The sequence below is a fragment of the Arthrobacter sp. BF1 genome, assembly GCF_056680215.1.
Window position 1 is genome coordinate 3,394,911 of sequence record NZ_CM155271.1, and the last position, 24,303, is coordinate 3,419,213.

25 protein-coding genes are annotated in these 24,303 nt (G+C 65.3%); 14 read left to right on the top strand and 11 right to left on the bottom strand.

The annotated features are described in order from the left end of the window. Positions 1-189 precede the first annotated feature (189 nt). Together AC1MCD_RS15955 and AC1MCD_RS15960 are read left to right on the top strand one after the other, a co-directional pair. A complete protein-coding gene (locus AC1MCD_RS15955; protein WP_498673226.1) occupies positions 190-1,542 on the top strand; it encodes an MFS transporter in 1,353 nt (450 codons plus the stop codon). A 120-nt stretch (positions 1,543-1,662) separates the two neighbouring features. After that, positions 1,663-1,950, top strand: a complete 288-nt coding sequence (locus AC1MCD_RS15960) for a hypothetical protein (protein ID WP_498673227.1) — start codon at positions 1,663-1,665, stop codon at positions 1,948-1,950. A 33-nt stretch (positions 1,951-1,983) separates the two neighbouring features. On the opposite strand, the gene AC1MCD_RS15965 is transcribed toward AC1MCD_RS15960, so the two are convergent. From AC1MCD_RS15965 to AC1MCD_RS15975, 3 genes are all read right to left on the bottom strand, one after another. After that, a complete protein-coding gene (locus AC1MCD_RS15965) occupies positions 1,984-2,391 on the bottom strand; it encodes a VOC family protein (RefSeq protein ID WP_190987623.1) in 408 nt (135 codons plus the stop codon). A gap of 179 nt (positions 2,392-2,570) precedes the next feature. Then, positions 2,571-4,706 (bottom strand): S1 family peptidase, encoded by a 2,136-nt coding sequence (locus AC1MCD_RS15970; RefSeq protein ID WP_498673228.1) that lies wholly within the window; start codon positions 4,704-4,706, stop codon positions 2,571-2,573. A gap of 101 nt (positions 4,707-4,807) precedes the next feature. Then, positions 4,808-5,521 (bottom strand): tyrosine-protein phosphatase, encoded by a 714-nt coding sequence (locus tag AC1MCD_RS15975; RefSeq protein ID WP_498673229.1) that lies wholly within the window; start codon positions 5,519-5,521, stop codon positions 4,808-4,810. 238 nt (positions 5,522-5,759) lie between these two features. On the opposite strand from AC1MCD_RS15975, the gene AC1MCD_RS15980 reads away from it, so the two are divergent. Continuing rightward, complete coding sequence (locus AC1MCD_RS15980; protein WP_498678380.1) at positions 5,760-6,509, top strand: SGNH/GDSL hydrolase family protein; 750 nt, start codon at positions 5,760-5,762, stop codon at positions 6,507-6,509. Between the two features lie 21 nt (positions 6,510-6,530). Here the strand turns inward: AC1MCD_RS15980 and AC1MCD_RS15985 are convergent, their stop codons facing one another. Continuing rightward, positions 6,531-7,139, bottom strand: a complete 609-nt coding sequence (locus AC1MCD_RS15985) for a GNAT family N-acetyltransferase (protein WP_498673230.1) — start codon at positions 7,137-7,139, stop codon at positions 6,531-6,533. 76 nt (positions 7,140-7,215) lie between these two features. Here AC1MCD_RS15985 and AC1MCD_RS15990 point away from each other — a divergent pair, with 76 nt between their 5' ends. Continuing rightward, positions 7,216-7,449: a DUF6480 family protein gene (locus AC1MCD_RS15990; RefSeq protein WP_498673231.1), complete on the top strand. Its 234-nt coding sequence runs from the start codon at positions 7,216-7,218 to the stop codon at positions 7,447-7,449. Between the two features lie 21 nt (positions 7,450-7,470). Here AC1MCD_RS15990 and AC1MCD_RS15995 read toward each other — a convergent pair whose 3' ends face one another. Both AC1MCD_RS15995 and AC1MCD_RS16000 read right to left on the bottom strand, forming a co-directional pair. Then, positions 7,471-8,133, bottom strand: a complete 663-nt coding sequence (locus tag AC1MCD_RS15995; protein WP_498673232.1) for a pentapeptide repeat-containing protein — start codon at positions 8,131-8,133, stop codon at positions 7,471-7,473. Then, positions 8,133-8,591, bottom strand: coding sequence for an SRPBCC family protein (locus AC1MCD_RS16000; RefSeq protein WP_498673233.1), 459 nt, complete (start codon positions 8,589-8,591; stop codon positions 8,133-8,135). Before AC1MCD_RS16000 ends, AC1MCD_RS15995 begins: the two co-directional genes overlap by 1 nt. Positions 8,592-8,717: 126 nt before the next feature. Here AC1MCD_RS16000 and AC1MCD_RS16005 point away from each other — a divergent pair, with 126 nt between their 5' ends. Together AC1MCD_RS16005 and AC1MCD_RS16010 are read left to right on the top strand one after the other, a co-directional pair. Then, on the top strand, positions 8,718-8,894 hold the full coding sequence (locus tag AC1MCD_RS16005) for a CsbD family protein (protein WP_164205300.1): 177 nt from the start codon (positions 8,718-8,720) through the stop codon (positions 8,892-8,894). Between the two features lie 152 nt (positions 8,895-9,046). After that, positions 9,047-9,772: a dienelactone hydrolase family protein gene (locus AC1MCD_RS16010; protein WP_498673234.1), complete on the top strand. Its 726-nt coding sequence runs from the start codon at positions 9,047-9,049 to the stop codon at positions 9,770-9,772. A gap of 149 nt (positions 9,773-9,921) precedes the next feature. Here AC1MCD_RS16010 and AC1MCD_RS16015 read toward each other — a convergent pair whose 3' ends face one another. Both AC1MCD_RS16015 and AC1MCD_RS16020 read right to left on the bottom strand, forming a co-directional pair. Next, positions 9,922-11,382, bottom strand: coding sequence for an amino acid permease (locus AC1MCD_RS16015; RefSeq protein WP_498673235.1), 1,461 nt, complete (start codon positions 11,380-11,382; stop codon positions 9,922-9,924). A 229-nt stretch (positions 11,383-11,611) separates the two neighbouring features. Further along, the gene (locus AC1MCD_RS16020) at positions 11,612-13,297 is read right to left on the bottom strand and encodes an ABC-F family ATP-binding cassette domain-containing protein (RefSeq protein WP_498673236.1); all 1,686 of its coding nucleotides are present in this window, start codon (positions 13,295-13,297) and stop codon (positions 11,612-11,614) included. 246 nt (positions 13,298-13,543) lie between these two features. Here AC1MCD_RS16020 and AC1MCD_RS16025 point away from each other — a divergent pair, with 246 nt between their 5' ends. From AC1MCD_RS16025 to AC1MCD_RS16050, 6 genes are all read left to right on the top strand, one after another. Then, a complete protein-coding gene (locus AC1MCD_RS16025) occupies positions 13,544-14,794 on the top strand; it encodes an Nramp family divalent metal transporter (RefSeq protein WP_498673237.1) in 1,251 nt (416 codons plus the stop codon). Between the two features lie 92 nt (positions 14,795-14,886). After that, positions 14,887-15,648 carry a CPBP family intramembrane glutamic endopeptidase gene (locus AC1MCD_RS16030; protein WP_498673238.1) on the top strand — a complete coding sequence of 254 codons (762 nt, stop codon included), beginning with the start codon at positions 14,887-14,889 and terminating at the stop codon, positions 15,646-15,648. Positions 15,649-15,729: 81 nt separating this feature from the next. Beyond that, positions 15,730-16,170 (top strand): VOC family protein, encoded by a 441-nt coding sequence (locus AC1MCD_RS16035; RefSeq protein ID WP_498673239.1) that lies wholly within the window; start codon positions 15,730-15,732, stop codon positions 16,168-16,170. Between the two features lie 21 nt (positions 16,171-16,191). Continuing rightward, positions 16,192-17,145, top strand: a complete 954-nt coding sequence (locus AC1MCD_RS16040; protein WP_498673240.1) for a 1,4-dihydroxy-2-naphthoyl-CoA synthase — start codon at positions 16,192-16,194, stop codon at positions 17,143-17,145. Positions 17,146-17,158: 13 nt separating this feature from the next. Beyond that, positions 17,159-18,403 carry an AMP-binding protein gene (locus tag AC1MCD_RS16045; RefSeq protein ID WP_498673241.1) on the top strand — a complete coding sequence of 415 codons (1,245 nt, stop codon included), beginning with the start codon at positions 17,159-17,161 and terminating at the stop codon, positions 18,401-18,403. 79 nt (positions 18,404-18,482) lie between these two features. Next, positions 18,483-19,364 carry a 1,4-dihydroxy-2-naphthoate polyprenyltransferase gene (locus AC1MCD_RS16050; RefSeq protein WP_498673242.1) on the top strand — a complete coding sequence of 294 codons (882 nt, stop codon included), beginning with the start codon at positions 18,483-18,485 and terminating at the stop codon, positions 19,362-19,364. Here the strand turns inward: AC1MCD_RS16050 and AC1MCD_RS16055 are convergent. Then, positions 19,361-19,675 carry a DUF4229 domain-containing protein gene (locus AC1MCD_RS16055; protein ID WP_498673243.1) on the bottom strand — a complete coding sequence of 105 codons (315 nt, stop codon included), beginning with the start codon at positions 19,673-19,675 and terminating at the stop codon, positions 19,361-19,363. The two genes, AC1MCD_RS16050 and AC1MCD_RS16055, sit on opposite strands and share 4 nt — an antisense overlap. 57 nt (positions 19,676-19,732) lie before the next feature. Between AC1MCD_RS16055 and AC1MCD_RS16060 the strand changes: the two genes are divergently transcribed. Together AC1MCD_RS16060 and AC1MCD_RS16065 are read left to right on the top strand one after the other, a co-directional pair. Beyond that, positions 19,733-20,134 carry a PLD nuclease N-terminal domain-containing protein gene (locus AC1MCD_RS16060; RefSeq protein WP_498673244.1) on the top strand — a complete coding sequence of 134 codons (402 nt, stop codon included), beginning with the start codon at positions 19,733-19,735 and terminating at the stop codon, positions 20,132-20,134. Between the two features lie 5 nt (positions 20,135-20,139). After that, complete coding sequence (locus tag AC1MCD_RS16065; RefSeq protein WP_498673245.1) at positions 20,140-20,736, top strand: hypothetical protein; 597 nt, start codon at positions 20,140-20,142, stop codon at positions 20,734-20,736. A gap of 11 nt (positions 20,737-20,747) precedes the next feature. On the opposite strand, the gene AC1MCD_RS16070 is transcribed toward AC1MCD_RS16065, so the two are convergent. Both AC1MCD_RS16070 and AC1MCD_RS16075 read right to left on the bottom strand, forming a co-directional pair. Beyond that, positions 20,748-22,241, bottom strand: a complete 1,494-nt coding sequence (locus AC1MCD_RS16070; protein WP_498673246.1) for a dynamin family protein — start codon at positions 22,239-22,241, stop codon at positions 20,748-20,750. Then, positions 22,238-24,166 (bottom strand): dynamin family protein, encoded by a 1,929-nt coding sequence (locus AC1MCD_RS16075; protein ID WP_498673247.1) that lies wholly within the window; start codon positions 24,164-24,166, stop codon positions 22,238-22,240. Before AC1MCD_RS16075 ends, AC1MCD_RS16070 begins: the two co-directional genes overlap by 4 nt. Positions 24,167-24,303: the final 137 nt, after the last annotated feature.

Here is a 24,303-nt window from a genome sequence, read left to right on the forward strand (position 1 = left end):
GAGGGTCGCCGGGGGCGGGGCGGACGGGTGAGGCGCTCCAGGCCGGGACGGCGGCGCCGGGAAGCCGAATCGCGCCGCCTGGCAACAAGTTGCCAAATTGTCGCAACCGATTGCCAAGTGTTGCTTCTTCCTATACGGTGGTACCCGCGTCGACGGAGCTGTGGGCGCCGTCTCAGAACAGGAAAAGCAATGACGCAAAGCCCCTCGCCTACGGGCACAAAGACACACGGTGCCCTTCACCCGGCCGCCGTCAATAAGACCGAACTGCGCCGCGCAGGCTGGGCGGGCTTCATCGGCACCGTCCTGGAAAACTACGACATGGTTGTTTACGGTGTTGGCACTGCCATCATCTTCAACACCCTGTTCTTCCCCAATGTCTCCCCCGCAGTCGGCTTCATCGCAAGCTTCGGCGCGTACGCCGTCGGCTTCATCGCGCGGCCCATGGGCGGCCTGTTCTTCTCCCGCTACGGCGACAAGATCGGCCGCAAGTTTGTCCTCGTGGCCACGCTGGCCCTGATGGGAACCGCCACGTTCGCCATGGGCCTGCTGCCCACCTACGAATCCGTGGGCATCCTCGCCCCCATCCTGCTGACAGTGCTCCGCTTCATCCAGGGCTTCGGCGCCGGCGCCGAAATGGCCAGCGCCGTGGTGCTGCTCGCCGAGTTTGCCCCGAAGGGCAAACGCGGAGCCATGACGTCCCTCGTCTGGGCGGGTGCCGCCGTCGGCTCCGTCTTCGGATCCGGCGCCTGGATCCTGGTCCAGATGCTGCCGCGTGAAGACCTCGAGTCCTGGGGCTGGCGCCTGGTGTTCCTGTCCAGCGCACTGGTCACGGTGGCGGCCTACCTGATCCGCCGCAACATGAAGGAATCCCCGATCTTCTCCGAGCTGAAGAAGGAGCACGTGGAGGCTGCTTCCCCGGTTTCGGAAGTGCTCAAGAAGGGCCGCCGTCCACTGCGCCAGGTCTTCCTCATCAACATGGGCACGCACGCCCACTCCTACATCTACCAGGCGTTCCTGGGCACCTTCCTGATCTCCGTGGTCAACATCGACAAAACCCTCATACCCCAGATGCTGGCCATGGGCGGCCTGTTCGCCATCCCCGCGGCACTGATCGCCGGACGCGCCACGGACCGCTGGGGCCGGAAGCCCGTGAACATCTTTATCCTCGCGTTCCTCTTCCTGTTCTCCTTCCCCGCGTTCTGGCTCAGCAGCACGGGCAACGTCTGGCTGATCGCACTCGTATACGCCGTGGGCTTCACCTTCGCCGTCGAGGGCGGCATCGCGGCCCAGTCGGCCATGTATGCCGAACTGTTCGGGTCCAAGTACCGCTACGCCGGGGTGGCCATCGCCCGCGAGTTCTCCGCCATCTTCGGCGGCGGCATCGCACCCATCATCTGCTCTGCCCTGCTGGCATGGATGACTAATTCCTATTGGCCCATTGCCGTCTACATGATGATCATCGTGGGCATCTCGCTGTTCCAGGCGATCAAGGCCCCGGAGACCAGGGACCGCGACCTCACGCTGGAGGAAAACGCCAGCTAACTGCGCTCCGTCACGAAGCGGTGGACCACCCCGGGGTGGTCCACCGCTTTTGTTTTGTCGCCGACCACATGGGGCTACGGTGGAAGGACAGAGCCAGCCACAACCGAAGGAAGGCCAGCCATGAGCCACCACAAAGAGCCGGATCCCGGATTCATCATTCCTGACCCCTCCACCCTCCGGGAGGACAGCCCGGGCGACGTCGGTGACGAGGCCAACGTCATCCGCTTCAGCGAAGAGCAGGCGCTGATCGAGGAACAGCTGCACGGCATCCGCCCGGACACCTACAGCGTGCCGCGTGGCGGACCCACCATGGAGGAAGCGCGCGGGAATATGGACTTGACCGACACCGGCACCGGCCCGTCGGATGACAGCAGCGACGACGGCCTCCACGGCGGCGCCGAAGCCTGACGCCTGCTTTGGCGGGCTGTTGCACTGGCTGACTCAGAGCTGGTAGTCAGCCTGGGCGCCCAAGGTTTCGTGGACACAGAGGATGTTGTGCTCTGTGTCCATGAACCAGGCGCACTTCTCGGAGTCCGTGGTGCAGATATGGTTTTCGGTCCTCAGGTTGGGCAGGTCGTAATCCTGGAACCGGACGCCCCGGGCCTCCATGTCCTGCACAACGCGCTCAATGTCACGCACCTCGAAACTGAGGGCGGTGTGCTCGGAGTGTTTTCCGTCCGAGACTGGCTTCAACTGCAGCATCGGGCCGCCGTCGGCACCAAGCAACTCGCTTCCATCTTCAGTCATTCCGCGGCGCGGGAGGCCCAGTTTTTCAGTGTAAAAACTGTGCGCGCGCGCCACGTCGTCAACCGGCAAAATGGTTGTGGCTGTGTTCAGGGCTAGGTTCATTTCGCCACCTCCTACGGGGAAAATCTTACGCCTGGCCGCCCCCGAAAGATCCGCCGAGGCCCCCGCCCCGCTCCCCCTATCAGACGCTCTTTCACTTAATGTGGGTTTCTGGCCAACCCTCTCTCCCTTCCCCCGGCCACCAGAGGCCGGAGTGATAGAGGGTTCCTAAAAAACCCGCATTAAGTGAGAGAGCGTTCCGGGGTTGCGGTGGGGCGCTCGCGCTTCCGCCGCCGGAGCACCGCGAGCAATACTCCGCCGACGGCGAGCGCGGCGGCTGAGAGGCCTGCCGCGAGAAAGAGCCCGGAGACACCGGTTTTGGCCAACGTTGTGGGGGCCTCGCCTGTGAGCGGACGTACGACGACGGCGGCGGCAGCCGCGGAGGTCGGCGCATCGTTGGCGGCGGGAACCTCAGCCGGGGTTGCGGCGGGCGGGGCAGCCGGTGCGGTCTGCTGGACGGCCGGTGGCGCAGCCGGAGCGTCGGCCGGAGGCGGAGCCGCGACCTGCGGTGCTGCCTTGAACTCGAACGCGACAGGTCCCGAGGCGCTGAATCCGTTGACAGTTTCGGCCGTAAATTTCAAAGGACCGGACCCGGCAGGGGTCGTAAATGACCACGCCCCGTTGGCGTCCACGGGCACTTCGAAGGGCGCGTCCCCTGCCATCGTGACTTTGACCTTCGAGCCGGCCGCGACTGCCGAGGCCGGAGCGGCGGCAACCATCCCTGTCACGGTCTGGCCGGCGTCGAACGTTGTACCCGGGGCAGGCGCGGTCACCGAGGGCTTGTTGAGGAAGAGTTGCAGCTGGACTCCCCCGGGGATGCTGGCGAGGGAGTCCTCGAGGGTGGCGGCAATGGCGCGCGTCTGTACGCCGTCGAGAATTTCGGCTCCGGTGTGCGTCCCCACCGCATAGTTGCCGCTGATCCAGGGGCCGCCTGAATCACCGCCCGCCGACGTTACGGACGTTGAGTCGAAGGCGCGCACTGGACGCAGGTCATTGTCGTAGTCCGGCGGCGCGGTCTTTGACCCGGGCATCATCAGGATCGCGATGGAATCAATAACGCCGCACTTCCAGCCCGTCGTCCGTCCCGACCGGCACACGGGATCGCCCTGCACCGGCGCTTTGGTCCCCACAATCTTGACGGGGTCCGGAGCCTTTTTATCGTCCCAGGTTGTGGCGGCCGGCTGAAGGTTGAGGCCGGGAGTGATGTCCTTGATGACAGCAATGTCGGTGCCGACTGGAGATCCGGCCGCTGTTGCCGCCGCATTGTTCGGCCCGCCGAACTGGCTGAACCCAAAGTTGCCGAGCGGGGCCAGCGGAGGCAATGGCCACGGGGTGGGAGTAGTGCTCCCACTGGCCGGAGCCCAGCTGAGCGGCTCAAGGCCGGCGGCGTGCGCCAGACCGTCCTGAGTGCAATGCCCGGCTGTCAGGACCAGCGGAAGTCCCGTGGGGTCAAACGCGCTGAAGCCTGTGGAGCACCTGATCATGTTGTCGACGAAAAATCCTTGCCCGCCGAAAATGTCGTCTTCGGTTTTGACTGCCGCGCCCTTCTCCAGTTGAACATTCGCGTAGCGGGACACGAACTGTGCAGGGGTCAACTTGCCGGGAGCGGCCGATGCCGGTGCGGACGTCTCCACGGAGGGCTGTCCGCTCCCGGTGACGGGGACGTCGGCTTCCGAAGTATTCACCGAACCGGCGCGGATCACAAAGTGCCCGTCAGTGTAGGCCACGGCCTGGAGGCCCCGGGTTCCAACGTCACTGACGTAGGCGTGGAACAGCTGATCAATATCGTTCGCCACCAGGTCCGGTGCTGGCGAGGCGGCCGCGGATTCGGGGGCCCGAGCGGACTGTGCGGTCGGTTCAATCCTTGACGGCGCCACCAGCACAAAGTCTGCGGGGCCCGGTTGGTTCAGTTCATCCACTTTGGTGTGGAGGGCAGGGCCCGCACCTTGAACCTGGATTTTGCCGTTCTTTAGGCTGACGCCCACAAAGCCAGGCAGCCCCTCCAGGGTATCGAGGGCGTCGGCTGCCTGCCGGCCAAGTTCTCCGGCGGCGTTGAATTCCGCAAGGCTCATGCCCAGATCACGAAGCACGGCCTCCGAGAGGCCTGCCTCGGATGGACCGGCCGAAGGACCGGCAGCTGTCGAAACGTCGGCCGCCGGACTAGCGGCACCGCTCGCGGAAAGATCGTTCGCCGCCGAACTGCCCCAGGCTGCGATTTCCGTATGGACGGCTCCCGGGACGGCCACGGCCGGGGCAACACCGAATCCCAGCGCCAAAGCCATTCCGGCTACTGTCCCTGCGGCAAAAACTCGTTTCATTCGGATAGCCGTTCCGCTCGTCCCGCTCAAGTACGCCAACTGTCGCCCGTGAGCGGTCCTTCTCACGGCCACGTCACCAGCTGTCACACTGGCCACGTACGTCACAAGGGTACCCGGCCCCCGGCGAGGCGCTTAATGTCAGCGATTTCTTTTTCGGACAGCCCGTTCTCCAACAGGAACGTCCGGGTGTCCAGGTCACGGACGAACTTCACCACCGTCTGGCCGCGGTCCGCGAGCAGGGGTGCCAGGTCGGCGTCGGCGAGGTAACTTTCGCGCGCGTGCGGAGGCCCGTGCGTCCGGTAACGCTCGTTGATGCCGCGGGCGGCCTTCGAGTAGCCGTCAGCGATGAGATGGTCGGAGTGGCCGGCGAGATCCTGGATCATGGCCGCCACCAATCCGCTGCGGTCCCGGCCGGCCGCGCAGTGAACGACGACGGCACCCGTCGCGGCAGCCACCGCGCGGAAAACGGCAATAAGTTTCTGCGGGTACAGCCTGACATTGTGCAGATAATGGGCGGGATCGTTGAGGTAGGGGCCGCACACGGCAGTGAACCGCGGATCGTCGGGCTCTTCGGTGGGGGCGACGACGATGTTCACGCCTGACCACGCGTGCTCAGGCACGGCCGGATCGGTGTCCCGGCGCAGCGCCTCGCGCGGGTGACGCAGATCCACCACGGTGCGGACGCCGTCGTCGTACGCCTGCTGCCACCCGGTTTCGGTGAGCCATTCGCGCCGCCCCATGCGGTAGACGCCGCCGGCGACGTGCCAGGCATTAACAGCCCCATCCCAGCCCACGGCACCGCTTCGTTCCTCCATCCGCAAAGTTAAGCACAAAGCCGCCAGCGGCCGCACGCGGGCGCCAGCATTCACACGTAGCCGGGCACACGGAAAGTCGAGTACTCCGGATCGGTGACGGGCTTGGGTGTGAGGCGTACGGTAACCATTACCTGCTTGTGTCGCTCGTCCAATTGATCAATCTGAGGGGAATCCGATGGCAACGACAACGGTACGACGGCGGTGCTCGGCTTTTGCAGCCGCGCTCGCCACCATGGCAATGACTTTGGGGTTTGCAGCTGTTCCAGCGCAGGCGGCTCCGCCAGGCCAGCTCAATTATGTTGCGCTCGGCGATTCCTACGCTGCGGGGGTAGGCGCGGCCCCTTATACGGACCCCGTCTGCGATCTAAGCCGTAAGGGATACCCCGTGATAGCTGACCATCTCCGCAACGTGGAGCTAACGGCAAACGCAGCTTGTTCGGGTTGGAAGACTTCCCAGGTCAGGGATGCTGCGCTCCTGAAGGTCACTGGTGACACCGATATTGTGACGGTGACGGCCGGTGGAAACGACCTCGATTCCATCGCCGTCCTGATGGCCTGCGTTCCCGCACCGGAGTCGGTGGAGTGCGTCACCGCTCAAGGGGCCGTGGCAACAAAACTCGGCAGTCTCGGCACGGGCCTGGGAGAAATCGTGGCGGCCATCAAGTCCAAGTCGCCTACTGCCAAGGTGGTCTTCACCGGATACCCCTTGCTGTTCGACCCTTCCCACCCGTTCGCCGGGGTGGCAAATCCCTTGGCCGGAGCACTGAACCAGGTCATCGCAAACGTGGCAGTAGGGACCGGGTCCACATATGTCGACGTCGCCACCGCTTTCACCGGCCACGGCATTGGCTCGGCGGATCCCTGGATCAACTACAACCCGGCAAATCCGCTCGATGGTGCCAACTTCCACCCCAATGGCGAGGGCTATCGGCACGGCTACTTTGCATCATTGGTCAACAAAAAGGCTTTTGCGCTTACTCTGAACTGAAACCAGCTCGCCAAGCACCCCCTACGGGTGCTTGGCGAGCCTGTGTTCGAGGCCGTTACGGACCATGGGCCACTCGTGCTCCAGGATGGAGAACACCACGGTGTCCCGGAGTACTCCGTCGCTGGTTCGGCGGTGGCTTCTGAGCACACCGTCCTGCTTGGCGCCGAGCCTGGCAATGGCCTCCCGCGACTGGTGGTTCATCCAGTGCGTGCAGAATTCCACCGCCACGCAGCCGATTGTCTCGAAGGCGTGGCGCAACAGCAGCAGCTTCGAGTCCGGGTTGGTTCCGGTGCCGTGGACGGACGCGGCATTCCAGGTGTAGCCGATCTCCACGCGGGGCGTGGCGGCGTCGAAATTGCAGTACGTGGTCATGCCGATGATCCGGCCCGGGCCCCCTGTGGCCGGATCGATGAGCCGGGTGGTGAACGGGAGCATGGAACCCTGCTCCTGCATCGCCAGCCGGCGTTCAATCTCCGCGGCCATCCCCTCCGGCTTGGGAACGGACGTGTACCAGAGATTCCACAGCTCACCATCGCGCGCTGCCGCCGCGAGCCCGTCGAGGTGCGCAAAACTGAGCGGGTCGAGGACGACGTGCCGGCCGGTCAGGGTGATGGGTTCGAGAAAAGTCACAGCATCAGCCTAGGCCCGTCAACCGGAGCCGGTTACTCTGGGGACACCACCAGGACGTCGAGCCGAGGGAGTTATTGTGACCGGACCTAACCCCGATCCGCAGGACGACAAGATCACCGGCCTGGAACCCGGCGGCGGTGTTCCCCCGGGCGAAACACCGCCCGGGGAGGGTTCTGTGGCGGGAACGCATGAACCTGTGCTGAAGGGGTCCGGAAAAGGAGCGCAGGTCTTTTGGATCTCGGCCATCGCCGCCGGCGTCCTGCTGTTCCTGCTCTTCTTCATCGGCTACATCGTGGGTTTCTTCGACTGACCGGCCCTGGACCGGATGCCGTTACACCACCCGGATACCCAGGTGGCCGGCCAGGAGCGGGGCCAGCAGGCTCAGCTGATAGTCATCGATCACCAACCCGGCAAGGCTGCCCAGGCCGCTGATGGTCCGGAAATCGCTGCCGCGGACGTCGAAGTCCTTCAACCGCGCCCCGGTGAGGTCCAGTGTCCCGATGGTGCAGTTCTTCAGGACCACCCGTGTTGCCGCGGCGGAACCCAGATCCAGTTCGTTGATGATGCAATCGGTGATGAGGACGTCCGTCAGCTTGGCTCCCCGCAGGTTCAGGAAGTCCAGCTTGCCGCCGTCGATCCGCACGGACTGCATGCCGCTCTCGTAAAGTTCAGCGGACCCGAGCCGGGGGTTGTTCAGGTGCACGTCGCGCCACGTGGAACGGGCTGCCCTGAACACTGGCGCATACAGCTCGGACAGGATGCAATCGCGGAAGCCCGCCCCGCGGAGCTGGGTGTCATTGAACGAGACGCCCTGGAAATCGCACTCTGCGAAGTCAGTGCCGCTCAGTTCCAGACCGTCGGCAGCCACGCGGCTGTACCGGACGCCGTCGTACTTTTCACCGCGCCGGAAATTTGGTGCGGCGTCTTCGGTCAGGTCCTCCAGCCGGACCTCGGTAAGGCGGGGACCGACGATCTTGGGCAGCTTGGCCGCCATTAAAGCGATTCCGCTTTGGCCGCGATTTCTGCAAGATCCTTCGCCAGGGCCTTGCGGGTGATGCTCATGCCGATCTTGCCGAACAACGCCATGGTGACCTTGCTGAGAACTGTGGGCTTCACTACGTCGGCGCCGAAGGTCAGGGTAAGGTCCGTTCCGCCGTCGCGCTCGGCAAGGCTGAAGCGGGTGGTGTAATCGGCGCCGCCCTGCTGTGCCTTCACGGTGGTGCTGCGAGGCGGATCAGCCTTGGACACCCACATCTCCACCGTTTCAGCCCGGCCCATCATGGTCCGCGTTTCCTTCCAGCGAGTCCCCTCGCCGTAGGGCCCTTCGGTGAGCATCTGCACGGCGTTGATGCCGGAAAGTGTGCCGGCGGAGCCCGGGATATCCGAAATGACGGTCCAAACCTTGTCCGGACGGGCATGGATGTGCTGGGTCAGGGTGGTTGTGTGATCCATGCATCGAGCCTAGCCGGGGACTGGGACATCGGGCATCAGGTTTCCCAGGGCTTGAAATGGTAAGCATGCTTTGTGTTATGGTGAAAACGCATTGTTTGATCAACGCGAAACGAAAGGCGGCCAGCCATGGGCCTCGGAGACAAGATCAGTAACGAAGCAGAAAACCTCGGCGGCAAGGCCAAGGAAGCGGCCGGAAATGCTACCGACAACGACCGTCTGAAGGCCGAAGGCCAGACCGATCAGGTCAAGGCTGACGCAAAGAAGGTCGGCGAAGACGTCAAGGACACCTTCAAGAAGGACTAGTACTTCCAATACCGGACGGCGGTGGATCCTCATGGGGGATCCACCGCCATCCTTTTGCCCTTTTCCCCCATCGATTGCTCCGTAACCGCCGTTTTGGGGCGCCGTAACGGCGGTTACGGAGCAATCGATGTGACGGCGGCTACCCTTGGCCCATGACGTACGTCGACCTCAGCGCCCGGAGCGCCGCTGCCGGAGGTTCCCCCTCCCTGGGCGGATACCTCGCCACACCTTCGGGCCCGGGCCCTTTTCCCGCCGTCGTGATGATCCACGAAGCGTTCGGGCTGAACGACCAAATGCGCGCACATGCGGACAGGCTGGCGCGGGCCGGTTACCTGACGCTCGCGGTGGACCTCTTCAGCGACGGCGGCGCCCGGCGCTGCCTGGTCAGCACCATGCGGAGCATGGCCACGGGAACCGGCCGGGTATTTACCGACCTCGCCACGGCCCGGACCTGGCTGGCCACTTCGCCGCTGTCCACAGGTAAGACCGGCGTGATCGGGTTCTGCATGGGCGGCGGCTTCGCCCTGCTGGTGGCCCGCGACGGCTTCGACGCCGCCTCCGTCAACTACGGCCGCCTGCCCCGCGACCTGGAGGGAGCCCTCCGCGGCGCCTGCCCCATCGTGGCCAACTTTGGCGGCAAGGACAAGACTCTCAAGGGCGCCGCGGAAAAGCTGGAGACTGCCTTGGATAACTTGGGGATCGAAAACAGCGTCAAGGAATTTCCCACCGCCGGCCATTCGTTCCTCAACGAAACCGACGAGGGCCCGGCCCTGTTCCGGCCGCTGATGCGCGTGATGGGCATGGGCCCGGACCCGCAGTCCGCCCCCGAGGCCTGGCAGCGGATCGAGGACCACTTCGGCCGTTACCTCAAGGATTAGTTGCATTCCCATCGATTGCTGCGTAGGCGCCCTTTTGCGGCCTCAAAACGGCCGTTACGGAGCAGTCGATGGGAATTAACGACGTCGGCGGGCCGCCCCCGAGAGGGTGACCCGCCGACGTCGTACTTCTTAGCGTCCGGTGCCAGGAACTAGCTGAAGAGCTCGCTCTTGGGCTCGTTGTGCTTGACCTTCTGCCATCCCAGCCACAGCACCAGCGCGAAGAACGGGATGGTGGCAAGGGTCCAGAGGCCCAGCATGAAGACTTCGCCGGTCTCACTGGTCATGGTGTCGAACCCGATCAGCACGGTGATGGCCAGCAATGCCACGAGTCCGGCCCAGCTCGTCCAGGGCGAGCCGGGCATGGGCAACGACGAAACTTTGCCCTTCTTTTTGCGCAGCGCGATCTGGCTGGCGAAGATGGAGCCCCACGTGAAGATCACGCCGATGGATGCCGAGTTCAGTGCGAGGTCGAACGCGTGGGAGCCGCCCAGCCAGATGTTCAGCAGGATCCCCACGAGGTACACCGCGGCGATGGCCAGGATGGCTGCGTACGGCACGTGGCGTGAGGACATCTTGGTGAGCCACTGCGGGGCATGACCGTTGTTGGCCATGGTGCGGAAGATCCGGCCGATCGAATACAGGCCGGTGTTGCAGGAGGACAGGGCCGCGGTGATGACGATCATGTTCATGACGTCGCCCATCCAGGCCAGGCCCATCTGGCCGAACACGGTCACGAACGGCGACGTGCCGGCGTGGTACTGGTCCGAGGGCAGGAGCATGGCCAGGAGGGATACCGAGCCCACGTAGAACACCACGATGCGGACCACAACGGCGCGGATGGCCTTGGGGACTTCGCGTTCCGGATTCTCCATTTCGCCGGCGGTGATGCCCACCAGTTCGATCGCATTGTAGGCGAAGATGACGGCGTTGAGGACCAGGATCATCACCAGCGCGCCCTTGGGGAACATGCCGCCATCCTCGTGGAAGAGGTTGTTGACTGAAGCGTGCCCGTCGCCGACCTTGGCGTTGGTGACCACCATGAACGTGCCCACGGCGAGGAAGGTGACGATGGCCGCCACCTTCAGGCAGGAAGCCCAGAATTCGAACTCGCCGAACGCCTTGACGCTGAGCAGGTTCACGGCCACCAGCAGCACCAGCGCGGCGAGGGCGGACAGCTCAACGGGGACATTGGGGAAGAAGAACTGGAAGTACAGGCCGATCGCGATGAGCTCGGCAATACCGGTCATGGCCCAGTTGATGAAGTACATCCAGCCGGACAGGTAGGCGCCTTTTTTGCCGAACATCTCCCCGGCGTAGCTGACGAACGAGCCGGAGGTCTGGCGGTACATGATCAGCTCGCCGAGCGCACGCATCAGCAGGTAGGCGATAACGCCGGCAATGGCGTAGGAGAAAATCAGCGCGGGGCCGGTGGAGGCCAGGCGTCCGCCGGCGCCCATGAAGAGCCCGACGCCGATCGCGCCGCCCATCGCAATCATGGTTACGTGGCGGCGGCCCAGGGTCTTTTTGTAGCCCTCGGCGCTGAGGGAAGAGTCGACGGCGGCGGATGGCGCCGTCCGGCTCTGAAGTTCTGTGGGGGTACTTTGAGGCACAACAATTCCTTGTGGAGTCGGGGGGGTGGCCAGCACAAAGTCCCAACTATATTGAGGGCTCGCGCGGCTTTTCCATATTACAAGGCGCCGTTATGCGTTCGTGACGCGGACAACACTCAGCGGCAGTTAACGCAAATTAAAATCGCAAATTAGAGCTTTCCACGAAACGATATTCTGAGCTTTTGCCGATGGGGCATACAAGCTGCGATGTCCTTCGGACCGGTAGCCATCACGCCCGGGCCAGCACCCCGCGGTCCATCGAGTACCGGATCCAGCGCCCGGCCTCGTCAGTCCGCGATTTTTCGCTCTTCTTCGCGTTCCGGGAAAACCAGTCCCGAAGGGCGCGGTCGTGACTGACCATCACCAGCGTCCCGGCGAAGTCCGCGAGCGCCTCCTCTAGCTGCTCCACCAGCACGGGCGCCAGGTGATTGGTGGGTTCGTCCACGATCAGGGTGCTGAAGCCGCCCAGCAGCAAACGGGCGAGGGCTAGCCTGCGCTGCTGGCCCGCGGACAGGCTGCCCACCGGGACGTGGAACTCGCTGGTGCGGAACAGGCCAAGGCGAAGGAGGGCCTCTGCATGCTCATCGATGTTGCCGCCCAGCCCTGCCACGAAGGCCGGCAGCAGCCGCAGCGAGGGCCGTTCCGGCAGTTCGAGCTCCTGTTGCAGGTAGCCGACGCGCGCTGGAAGGGTCACGCTTCCCGCGGCAGGTTCCAGCGTGCCGGCCAGCACGGAAAGCAGCGTGGACTTGCCGGCGCCGTTGGGACCGGTGATGAGGATCTTGTCACCGGTCCACGCTTCGAAATCCGTGGGGCGCAGGCGCCCGGGGACGCTCACGCCGCGGACCGAGAGCACCGCCGTGGGCTCCACCAGGCCAGCCGGCGTCGGCGCAGCTTCCGGATCCACGGCCAGGTCCGCGTTCAGGCGCAAGGGAACCGGCGGGCGGTCAACCGGGCTCGCTTCCAGCCGGCGGAGCCGCTCCTGGGCGTTGCGGACCTTGCTGGTGGCCGCCTTCTGCCAGGTGCCGGCTTTGAAATCGAAGCCCATCTTGTCGCCGTCGCGCTTGCGGGCGTAACCCATTTTCCCGGCCACGGTGTCCGCCTGCCGCTGTTCGGCCTCCATTGCGCCAATCCAGGCGTGGTACTCCTGGACCCAGCGCTGGCGTTCGGCGGTCTTCTCGCGGAGGTAACCGTCATAGCCGTTGCCATAGCGGGTCACGGCACGGCGCTCAGCATCCACCTCGATGATGGTGCTGGCCACCCTGCGGAGGAGCACACGGTCATGGGACACCACCACCACGGTGCCGCGGTGCGCAGCCAGGCGGTCCTCCAGCCACGCCGTTCCCCGGGCGTCCAGGTGGTTGGTGGGTTCGTCCAGGAGCAGGATGTCCGCAGGGTCGGCCAGGACACAGGCCAGCGCCACGCGTTCCTGTTCACCGCCGGACAGCGAGCCCAGGAGCCGGTTTCGGTCCAGACCGCCCAGGCCCAGCCGGTCCAGCGCAGCCTCCACCCTGGATTCCGCCGCATAGCCTTCGCGCAGCTGGTATTCGGTCTGCAGCCGGCCGTAGGTCTCAAGCTCTTCGTCCTCGGCGTCGGCCAGGCCTGCCTCCAGCCGGTCCAGCTCCGCCTCGAGCGCCCGCAGCGAAGCCAGGGAAGCGTCGATGGCGGCACCCACGGTGAAGGATTCCGGCAGGCCGTGGGTCTGGGCAAGGTAGCCCACCCGGCCGTGAATGCTCGCGGCGCCTTCGTCGGGAGCCTCGAGGCCGGCCAGGATCCGGAGCAGCGTGGACTTGCCGGCGCCGTTCTCACCAACGATTGCCACGTGCTCCCCCGCGGTGATTACCAGGCTGATGCCGTCAAGCAGGAGCCGGTCGCCGTAGCCATGGGAGACGCCCGAAAGGTTGAGGTGTTCAGTCAAAAGAAGTCCTTGTGATTTTCCGCAGTGTGACCGCCGGAGGTCAGTGAGGTGCAGATGAGGCTCGACGGCGGCCGTGGATTCGGGGGGCGCCGTCCGGTGTGGCCGGGCTGGTGTTAGGACTTCATCGGTCCAGCCTGCCTTGGACGGGCACGCAGGTCAATATGGACCTCCGAAATAAATGTTTTCGGTGTGCCTAAATTACGCTATCTTGGTGATATTAGTTCGCCCCCAATGACGAGGACCAGGATGGCCATTCCCACAGTTCAGGCACGCCCCGCGGCGGGGCGGCGATGGTCGCGTCTGCTGCTGATGGGACCGGCATTTGTTGCTGCCATTGCCTATGTGGATCCCGGAAACGTTGCCGCCAACCTGACTGCGGGCGCCAGCTACGGGTACCTGCTGGTCTGGGTCTTGGTGGCAGCGAACGCCATGGCCGTTCTGGTGCAGTATCAGTCGGCGAAGCTGGGCCTGGCAACGGGTATGAGCCTTCCCGAAATTATGGGCAGGCGCCTGGGCAAGGGCCGCCGGCGGTTGTACTGGGCCCAGGCTGAAGTTGTGGCCGGGGCGACCGACATGGCCGAAGTCATCGGCGGTGCGGTGGCACTGAACCTGCTCTTCGGGCTGCCGCTGTTGGCCGGCGGCCTCATCATCGGCCTTGCGTCGATGCTGCTGCTCGCGCTGCAGTCCTCCCGCGGTCAGCAGTCTTTCGAGTACGCGATCCTGATCCTTCTGGGCGTGATCGCGGTGGGTTTCGTTTCGGGGCTCTTCGTGAATCCCCCGGACGCCGGAAGTGCCTTGAATGGCCTGATCCCCCGCTTTGAGGGAACGGATACGGTTCTCCTTGCGGCCAGCATGCTCGGGGCAACAGTGATGCCGCACGCCATCTATCTGCATTCGGCGCTGGCCCGGGACAGGCATGGCTTCTCGGAGGATCCCGCGGTCCGGACACGGCTTATACGGGCCACCCGGTTCGACGTGGCCGGGGCCCTGATGCTCGCCGGGGTAGTCAATATCGCGATGCTCCTGCTGGCCGCGTCCAGCCTTCGAGGCATTGAAGGGACGGATACCATTGCCGGTGCTCACGCCGCCGTCAGCTCAGCCCTGGGTCCGGTCATTGGTGTGGTGTTCGCTGTCGGGCTGCTGGCATCCGGCCTGGCCTCAACATCGGTCGGCTGCTACGCAGGTGCCACCATCATGGGCGGCCTGCTGCGGGTCCGCGTGCCGCTGCTGACCCGCCGTGTGATCACCCTGATCCCCGCACTGGTGGTCCTCGGGGCCGGGATCGAGCCGACTCTGGCCTTGGTCCTGAGCCAGGTCCTGCTCAGCTTCGGTATTCCCTTCGCCCTGATCCCCCTGATCCGGCTCACCGGGAAACGCGACGTGATGGGCATCCACACGGACTCCATGCCGCTGAAGATCGCGGGCTGGACCAGCGCGGCGCTGATCGTTGTCCTGAACTGCGTCCTTATTGCCCTCACCATCGCGGGCCAAACCTGACACCCCCGTTGCTCTACCGCTCCCTGGTCCGTAGGCCCCCTAAATGGCGACCAAAAGTGATGGAGCAACGGGGCGGAAGTTAGGCTGAATGCATGACAACCACGCACCGGCGACCACCCGCTCCGCAGCCTGAGCTGTACCGGTTTTCCCCGCTGGATTTCGGCACCGTCGGCCTGTACGTGGCCGTGGCCGGACTGTTCGCCGTCGCGGGTGAACTGCTCGCCCCGCTCCTGCGGCAACTGGCACCCAGCCCCGCCGCTGCGTCCTACGGAGTGAACCTGCTCTTCTATGGTTCCGTCGGGATCCTGGCGGTGATTGCCGCCCGCCGCGTGATCAGCCGGGACCTGCGGGTGCTGGCCACCCGGCCTTGGTTCACCCTCATGATGGTTCCCGCAGCGGTCATAGCCATGATGATTCTCACCGCGCTCGTGGTGTCGGCGGCCGGCGGGGTGCAGACCTCCGCAAACCAGGCCGGACTGCAGGAACTGATGCAACAGGTCCCCGCCTGGCTGATGGTGCCCGTGGTGGTAATCGTGGGCCCGTTCGTGGAGGAGTACATCTTCCGGCACCTGCTGATCGGCAAGCTCAGCCGCCGGCTCAACATCTGGCTGTGCTGCGCCCTGTCCGTGGTGCTGTTCGCCGCCCTCCACATTGTGGGCCAGGAAGCGATCACCTTACCTGCGCTGCTGCCCTACCTGGCCATGGGCGCCACCCTGGTGTTTGTGTATGTGTGGACCGGAAAAAACCTGATGTTCTCCTACTTTGTGCATGCGGCGAAGAACCTGCTCGCAGTCATTTTCATCTACGCCATCCCGCCGGAACTCTTCGAGCAGCTCCAGCAGGCCCAGCCCTAAACCCACCAACGCGGGGTCACTTCGCAGTGAGGGGGCACCGTCCCCTATCCCCCGGCCCGTTGCCGCGCGTAGGTTGGTGGGATGGGACTGAAGATCCAGATGGTGGTGGACAGCAAAAACCCGCACGAGCTTGCCGACTGGTGGGCGGAAACCCTGGACTGGGCCGTGGAGCCGCAGGATGAGGCCTTCATCCGCTCCATGATCAGCCAGGGGTACGCCACGGAAGAGGAAACCCTCACCCACCACGGCAAACTGGTGTGGCGGACAGGACAGGCCATCCGGCCACCGGAGGAACTCGAAGCAAAGGCACCTGCCCACCGGGTCCTGTTCCAGGCGGTCCCGGAAGGAAAAACCGTCAAGAACCGCGTCCATTGGGACGTCCGCCTGGACGGCCGGGACAAGGAAGAAGTCCGGGAGCAGCTGGAAGCCCGCGGGGCCACCTTCCTCTGGTCCGCCAACGAAGGCCCGCACGGATGGCACACCATGGCCGATCCGGAAGGCAACGAGTTCTGCATCAGCTGACCCGATTACTAGACTTGTCCGGTGAGCAACCAAATTCCCGCCAAGGTGTCCGACGTCTTTGACCCCACCCGCTGGCGCACCGTGTCCGGCTTCGATGACTTCCAGGACATGACCTATCACCGCCAGGTGGAACGCTCCGCCGACGGCACCGAGGCAAGGGACCTGCCCACCGTCCGGATCGCGTTCAACCGTCCCGAAGTCCGGAACGCCTTCCGCCCCGGCACCGTGGACGAGTTGTACCGGGCCATGGACCACGCCCGTATGACGCCGGATGTCGCCACCGTCCTGCTCACCGGCAACGGCCCCTCCCCCAAGGACGGCGGCCACTCCTTCTGCTCCGGCGGTGACCAGCGGATCCGCGGCCGTGACGGCTACCGCTATGCCGACGGCGAGACCCAGGAAACCATCGACCCCGCCCGCGCCGGCCGCCTCCACATCCTGGAAGTCCAGCGGCTCATGCGCACCATGCCCAAGGTGGTCATCGCCGTCGTCAACGGCTGGGCAGCCGGCGGCGGGCACTCCCTGCACGTCGTCTCCGACCTCACCATCGCCTCCCGCCAGCACGCCAAGTTCAAACAGACTGACGCCACCGTGGGAAGCTTCGACGCCGGCTACGGCTCCGCGCTGCTGGCCCGCCAGATCGGTCAGAAGGCCGCCCGGGAAATCTTCTTCCTCGCCCGTGAGTACTCCGCGGATGACATGGTCCGCATGGGCGCCGTGAACGAGGCCGTGGACCACGAGCGCCTCGAGGAAGTGGCCCTGGAATACGCCGCGGACATCGCCCGCCAGTCACCCCAGGCCATCCGCATGCTGAAATTCGCGTTCAACCTCGCCGACGACGGCCTGGCCGGCCAGCAGGTCTTCGCCGGCGAAGCCACCCGCCTCGCGTACATGACGGACGAAGCCGTGGAGGGGAAGGAAGCCTTCCTCGAAAAACGCGACCCGGACTGGTCCCGCTTCCCGCACTACTTCTAAGGCAGGACGGCACATGAACATCGGACGCCAGAACATCGGGCCCCTGGACATCGAACCGGCGCTCACCGCGCTGGCCGCCGCCCTCCGCGGTGAGGGACCCGCCGTCGAACTTTCCGTGAACCCGGACGGCGAGCTCGTGGTGGGTCACACGGAGACCCCCGGCTGCGATGACGCCGTGGCGGTGGTCCGGACATCGGGCTCAACCGGCGCACCCAAGGCCACGGTCCTGACCGTCGAGGCCCTGGCGGCCTCCTCCATGGCCACCGCGCTGGCCCTCCAAGGTGAGGGGCAGTGGCTCCTGGCGCTGCCGGTGCAGTTCGTGGCCGGCGTGCAGGTCCTGGTGCGCTCACTGTTCGCCGGGACCCGGCCATGGGTCATGGACATGTCCGGCGGTTTCACGCCCGCTGCGTTCACGGCAGGTGCGCTGGAACTGACCGATAAGATCCGTTTCACGTCCCTGGTGCCCACCCAGCTGCAGCGGCTCCTGGATTCGCCGTCACCGGAAACCCTTGCCGTGCTGCGCCGTTTCGATGGCATCCTGCTGGGCGGCGCACCGGCGTCGGCCGCACTGCTCGAGGCTGCCCGCGAGGCCGGCCTCCGGGTCACCACCACCTACGGCTCCGCGGAAACCTGCGGCGGCTGCGTGTACGACGGCGTGCCGCTCACCGGTGTCGAGGTGCGGCTAGCGGAGGACGGGCGCGTCCTGCTGGGCGGCGACACCATCGCCGCCGGCTACCTCGACGCGCCCGAGAGCACGGACACGTTCTTCGAGGAAGACGGCGTCCGCTGGTACCGCACCAACGACCTTGGCACCCTCGGCGCGGACGGCCGGCTCACCGTGCTGGGCCGCGCTGATGACGTCATCATCACCGGCGGCGTCAAGGTCTCCGCCGCCCATGTGCAGGAAGAGCTGGAAAAGTCCGACGGCGTCGCAGCGGCTTTTGTGGCCGGTGTTCCGTCCGCGGAGTGGGGCCAGGCTGTGGCCGCCTACGTCGCGCTGGCCGGCGGCAGCGCCACGCCCGGCGCGGTGGCCGGTATCGCAGTCGCCAGTGCAGCGCACACCAGTATTGCGGGCGCCGACGGCGGCTCCCCCACCGGGGATCACGCCGTCGTGCTTGAACAGGACTGGCACCAGCGGCTGGGCCTGCTGGCACCGAAAACCGTGCTGGCCGCACCGGAGCTGCTCATGCTCCCCAACGGCAAGCCGGACCGCCTGGCCATGATCGAGCGGCTCAACGCCCTGCATCAGGGAAAGTAGAGTAGAGCTGCACCGGCTGCCCCCGCGGCCGGCACACACCGTTTCACCGTTCTCCCCAACCCAACACGAGGTACTCACCGTGGCCACAGCCGCACAATGGATCCAAGGCGCCCGCCTGCGCACCCTGCCGGCCGCCATCGCCCCCGTGCTGATCGGCACTGCAGCAGCCTACGAGCTGGATTCGTTCCGCCCTGTCAACGCCGTGCTGGCCGCCCTGGTGGCGCTGCTCCTGCAGATCGGCGTGAACTACGCCAACGACTATTCCGACGGCGTCCGCGGCACCGACGAGGACCGCGTGGGTCCGCTGCGGCTGGTGGGTTCCGGCGCCGCCCGGCCGGAGCACGTCAAGTACGCGGCGTTCGGAACGTTCGCCCTGGCCATGATCTTCGGCCTGGCCTTGGTGGTGATCACCCAGAGCTGGTGGCTGATCCTGGTGGGAATCGGCTGCGTGATGGCAGCGTGGGGCTACACGGGCGGAAAAAACCCCTACGGCTACATGGGCCTGGGCGACGTTTTTGTCTTTGTCTTCTTCGGCCTGGTGGCAACGCTCGGCACCACCTATACGCAGGCCGGCCAGATCAGCCTTCCGGCCGTTATCGGCGCGATCGGCACTGGCCTGATCGCCTGCGCCCTGCTGATGGCCAACAACGTCCGCGACATCCCCACGGATATCCAGGCCGGCAAGAAGACCCTCGCAGTGCGGCTCGGTGACAAGCACGCCCGCGAAAGCTACGTGCTGATGCTGGCCGTGGCCATCCTGCTGGTGGTGATCCTGGCGCCCGGACGGCCATGGATCCTGATCGTGCTGCTCCTCATCCCGGCCTGCCTGATGCCGGCCTGGCTGATGATCAATGGCCGCAAACGCAAGAGCCTGATCCCGGTGCTCAAGCAGACCGGCCTGATCAATCTTGGCTACAGCCTGCTGTTCTCACTGGGACTGGTACTCAGCCACGGGTTTTAGGCGTCGGGAGTCTTGGGGGTGCTGGTGCGGATGGTGACATCCGGGTTCGCGTCCAGGAGGCTGTCCTCCGCGTGCGCGTCATCAACTTCGGCGGCGCCGCGCAACGGCTTGGCCTTCCCGGAGAACCGGTGGTGCAAGGAAGCGGTAGCGTCGTCGCGCTGCTTCTGGAAGAACAGGTAGCTGATAGCAAAGGCAATCAGCCCCGCACAAATCACTGACAGCACCGCCCCCAGCTGCAGGAACATAAACAACACAAAGAGCGGCGCAAACAGCGCCAGCCGGATCAGGGAGTATTTCAAGAAAGCCACCATCCAAGTTTAGCCGCCCTGCCTGAACGCCAGCCGCCTGCGGACGATAGACTTAATGGCATGCTCTTCCGTGTGGTTCTGGCCGTCGCAGTACTCGTCATCTTTGTGTATGGACTGGTGGACGTGATCCGCACTGATGCCCGCCTGACCCGGGGCATCTCCAAGCCCGCCTGGATCATTGTGATGATTGTCCTGCCGGTGATCGGCGCCATCCTGTGGCTGCTGATCGGCCGTCCCCGGGACACGGCTCCGGTACGCCAGCAGTACAGTGGCCCCACCGCTCCGGATGATGATCCCGATTTCCTCCGGAACCTGGAGATGCGCCGCCGTAACCAGGCCGAAGCCGCCCGCCTCAAAAAGCTCAAGGATGAGCTGGAGTCAAAGGGCGACGCCGGTCCTGCCGGCACCGGACCCGAGGGCACGGGAGACGCCGACACCCATGACACCGGCGACGTGAAGTAGGACCCATGCCCCAGCACCCCGACGGAGAACACCAACTGCCAGTTGCGCCCGCCGGGGCCGCCACGTCCCCTCCTCCCCCGCCGCGGCCCGGCCTGTCCTACGCCGCACCGGCGCCGATCATTGTTATTCCGCCAACGCCGCGCAGCATCAGCGTGGCACGGGGCCTCTGGCTGCTCAGCCTGGTGGCCGGGCTGGCCGTCCTTATCGGCTCCTTCCTGACCCGCACCTCCCACCTGGAGCGGCTCCGGGCCGTGGTGGACAAGATGGCGCCCGGCGGTGATGCCAACGCCATCAGCACCTCCACGGGCATAGTTTTCTGGGGCAGTCTCGGTGCCCTGCTTCTGCTGATCCTGCTCCAGGCGGCGTTCCTGGCTGCTTTCTCCGGACGCCGGGGCTGGGCCCGCTGGGTGCTGATCCCCCTGCTGGCGGCTCAGGTGGTGGTGATGGCGGTGGTGACCGCGTTCCTTGTTCCGGAGGGCGACGCCGGGACTTACGTTGTGCTCCTGTGGGGCGCCCAGGTGCTTTTTGGCTTCGCCGGTCTGCTGGCGCTGTTCATGCCTTCAGCCCGCGGGTGGTTCAAGTCGAAACGTCAACGTCCGTAGCGGACCGCCGTTCAAGCGGGTTGCCGGTGCAGGTGCAGGCCGGCTGACTCTGCCAGGACGCCTTCACAGCTGCGCACCACTACGCGGCAGACCTCGAGTGCTGATCGGTCCGTCAGGGGATTTTCCGCTACCAGCCGCCAGCGGTGCAGTACTTGGTGGGCCGCCGCACTGATGTCCTCCGGGGAGGCTTCAAGCGGCAGGCCCAGCCGGACGTGGGCTGCCACCCCGTCACCCCCGACGAGCCGTTCTGCTTCGGCCGCCAGTTCGTGCCGGAGCGTGAAGCCGGTGGTGCGCAGGGTTGCCAGGAGGCGTAACTCGCGGAACTCGTGGGCATTGATCTGGAGGCGCTCCAGTGATGCGGCCAGATGCCCTGTTCCGTCGCGCGGGGAGTTTCGGAGCAGGGTTTCCACACCCACCAGGGCGGTCCGCGCCTTCAGTGCGTCGGCTCGGGAATGGAACTGGCCTGCCAGCATGGACAGCAGCGGGTCCAGTCCGCTCCGCCGGGCAAGCTCGTGGGCCAGCGGTGTGGGGTCCGTGAAGCCGGCCCGGAACAGGACGACGCCCAGCCGGATCCCGAACAGACCGAACCGCTCCAGCAGCTGCTCCCTCGCCTCTGCGGTAAGCCCTTCCGGATCACTGGAGCGCAGGAACCTGTCCGCGGAAAGCATCAGCCGTTCCCGGTCTGCCCGCTCCATTGCGGCGAGGAGGGCCAGCGACTCGTAGTCTGACTGGCGCATGCTCCGGGCACTCTGGGCTAACAGACCGGCCACCGGGACCACCCCCAATGCCAGCTTGCGCAGGCTGGGGTCCCGACGATACCTCTCGGCAATGTCTCCCGCGGAGAGCATTGAATCGATCCGTCCCGCTCCTATCTCATCGGCACGCGACAGGACGGCCACGGCATTCACGGTGCCGGAGCGGCCCGCCTCGGTGTCCTTGAAGGACTCCAAGAACCTGAGATCGGCGCCATGCATGTGCCGCATCAGGTAGACAATGGCGTCGGCTTCGGAGGGAGAGTCAGCCGGCGTGAGGAAACTGATGGACCGGGCAGAGACATCCTCGGACAGCGAGGCGATTCCCGGAGTATCAATGAGGGTGACGTTCCGCAGGCTTTCCGACGGCCACTCCACCACGAGTCGATCCACATCCACCGACCGGTCCGCGCCCAAATCAAAAACGAGCCTGCCCTTGACCCGCTTGAGGGGAAGCAGCCGCGGTTCCCCTGCGACGGGGTACAGCGTGATGCGGGGCGAGTGGGCGAACCGGTACCACGTGACAACGCGGGTGCACTCGCCGGTGTCGGTGGGCGCAATCTCTTCCCCGATGATGGCATTGAGCAGGGTCGATTTTCCCGCCTTGACCATTCCCGCCACGGCAATCCGCAACGGTTCGGCCAGTCTGGCGGCATATCCCTTCAAAGCTGCGACGGCAGCGGGGTCATCGCTGTAGGCGGCGAGTGCCTCCTGAATCAGTTTCGCTGCGCCAGATACGGTTGGCGCCTTCATCCGGCCGCCACCACCGCCGGTGCCCGCTGGGGCGTGGTTGCGGGCCCGTGGGCACTTCTTACCGGCGCCGGTTCCTTCTCCACCAACCCCCTGGCCGCTTGTTGCAGGGCGTCCACGCGTTTGAGCTCTGCTTTGATGTCCCGGATGCGCATGTCCTTTTCGAGCGTGTAGGTGGTGGCTGCTTTCTGCGCGGCTGCCACGGAGTCCGAAAGCGAGCGGTGGTGCTCCTGGGCAATTTCGGTGAAGTGGTCACGGGTGGTGCGCTGGACCAGCCGGAGCCTGTCCTTGAGCTGCTTGCCCACCTGGAAGACCACATCGTCCAACTGGCGGCGGACCAGCGCTTTGGCTTCTGACTGACGGCGCTTGAGCCTAGCGTCCTTGTCCTCCCGGTATGCCTTGCGGCCCAAGAGGAGACCGGCGCCGACGGACAGCGGATTGATCAGGGCCAATCCGAAGAGGCCCGTCAGGAGGCCGAACATCAGGACGCCTCCGTAGGAGCCCCGCATGCCGATGAGGACTTTCTGCATCGGGTTGATGCGCCCGTCATCCAACTCGGGCATGTCATCCACAGGATCCAGGGCGTCCCCGGTGTCGGAGACGCGCAACACAGGAAGCGCCACTTCATCCTCGGAGAAGTGCTCCGCAACCTGGGTTGAAAGCCACTGCGCCCGCTCACTTGTCCAGACAAAGGTATCTGAAATGGCGGAAGCGGCGCACTCTTCGAGCCATTTTGTGAACTCGGCCCATGTCGGTCCCGGATCGCCCAGATCGATGGCCGTCTCAGCCTCGCGCTGGATCCGCCGCAGCCGGTCCCGCAGGTCGTACTCCATGTCCGCAATCAGGTCACCGATGCCGTCATTGAGTGTGATCTGCCAGCGGGCGGACCTCTTGCGGAGGTCGTCCGCCTCAAGTTTGGCCGCTTCCAGGCCGGCGATCATGGCTGGTGTCCCTTGCGGGTCCTCCAGCGCAGCCAGTTCCGACTGCAGGGAAAGACGAAGGTTGTCCGCGACGGACAGCAGGTCCTGACTCACCGAGCGCCGCTGGATCCGTTCGGCCTTGCCCACAATTTCTGTCCGCAGATGGCCGACCAGGCCGGGGAAGCCCGATTCGTCGTTCAGCTCCGCGTCCTGCTGCCGCGCGGCTTCGAGCCGGAGATCCGAAGACACCGGAAACAGCGGGATCTCCGGCGACACCTGGGCGAGGTGTCCGCCGTCAAGCTCGGCAACCCGGCGCCAGTCCGGGTATAAATCCGTCTTGGACAACACACCCACAACGCTTGGAGTGATGCGCATGGCCTGCCGGAGGAACCGGATTTCGGGCTCGGTGTATTCCTGGGACGCATCGGAAACGAGGAGCATGGCATCTGCCGTGGGCAAGGCCGTCAGAGTGGTGAGCGTGTGGGTTGACCCCAGGCCGCCGACTCCGGGTGAGTCGACAAGTGTCAGGCCCCCGGCCAGCACCTTGCGGGGCAGGAACACCTCGGCGGCCACCAGTTTCTTGGCATTGCCTGGATTTCCGCGCTCGGAAACGTACGCTGCCAGGTCACCGATATTGATGGGCAGGCGCTCGAGGGCTTCTTCATCACCGGGGTCCGCGTCCGCGCGCGGCACCAGGACAGATGCCGACGCCGGATCGCCCTGCCGGACGACGGTAGGCACCGAGGTGGCGATGTCGTCGTCGACCGGGCACACAGGCGCGTTGACCAGGGCGTTGATGAGCTTGCTTTTCCCTTGCTTGAATTCGCCCACCACGATCACGCGGATGCTGGGATCGTTCAGCCTGCGAAGGGTCTGGTCCAGGCGTTTGCGCAAATCGGCGCGCTCACCCTCGCTGACGATTTGGATGGCCTGCTCAACAAGTTTGACCAGTTGGGCCGGCGTCGCGGGCGCCGCCTGCCTCACGGGTCCTGAGGGGTCTACCGTCATTGCTGAATCCTCCGGTCGTTGCGCTTGAACCACAGCCAGTCCTTTGCGTCAGGTCGAAAATTGGCCATTCGGGTAAGCCGGGAAGAGCCCGGCAGGAGATTGTGCTCTCCTGCCGGGCACTGCCTGGATACCGCGGA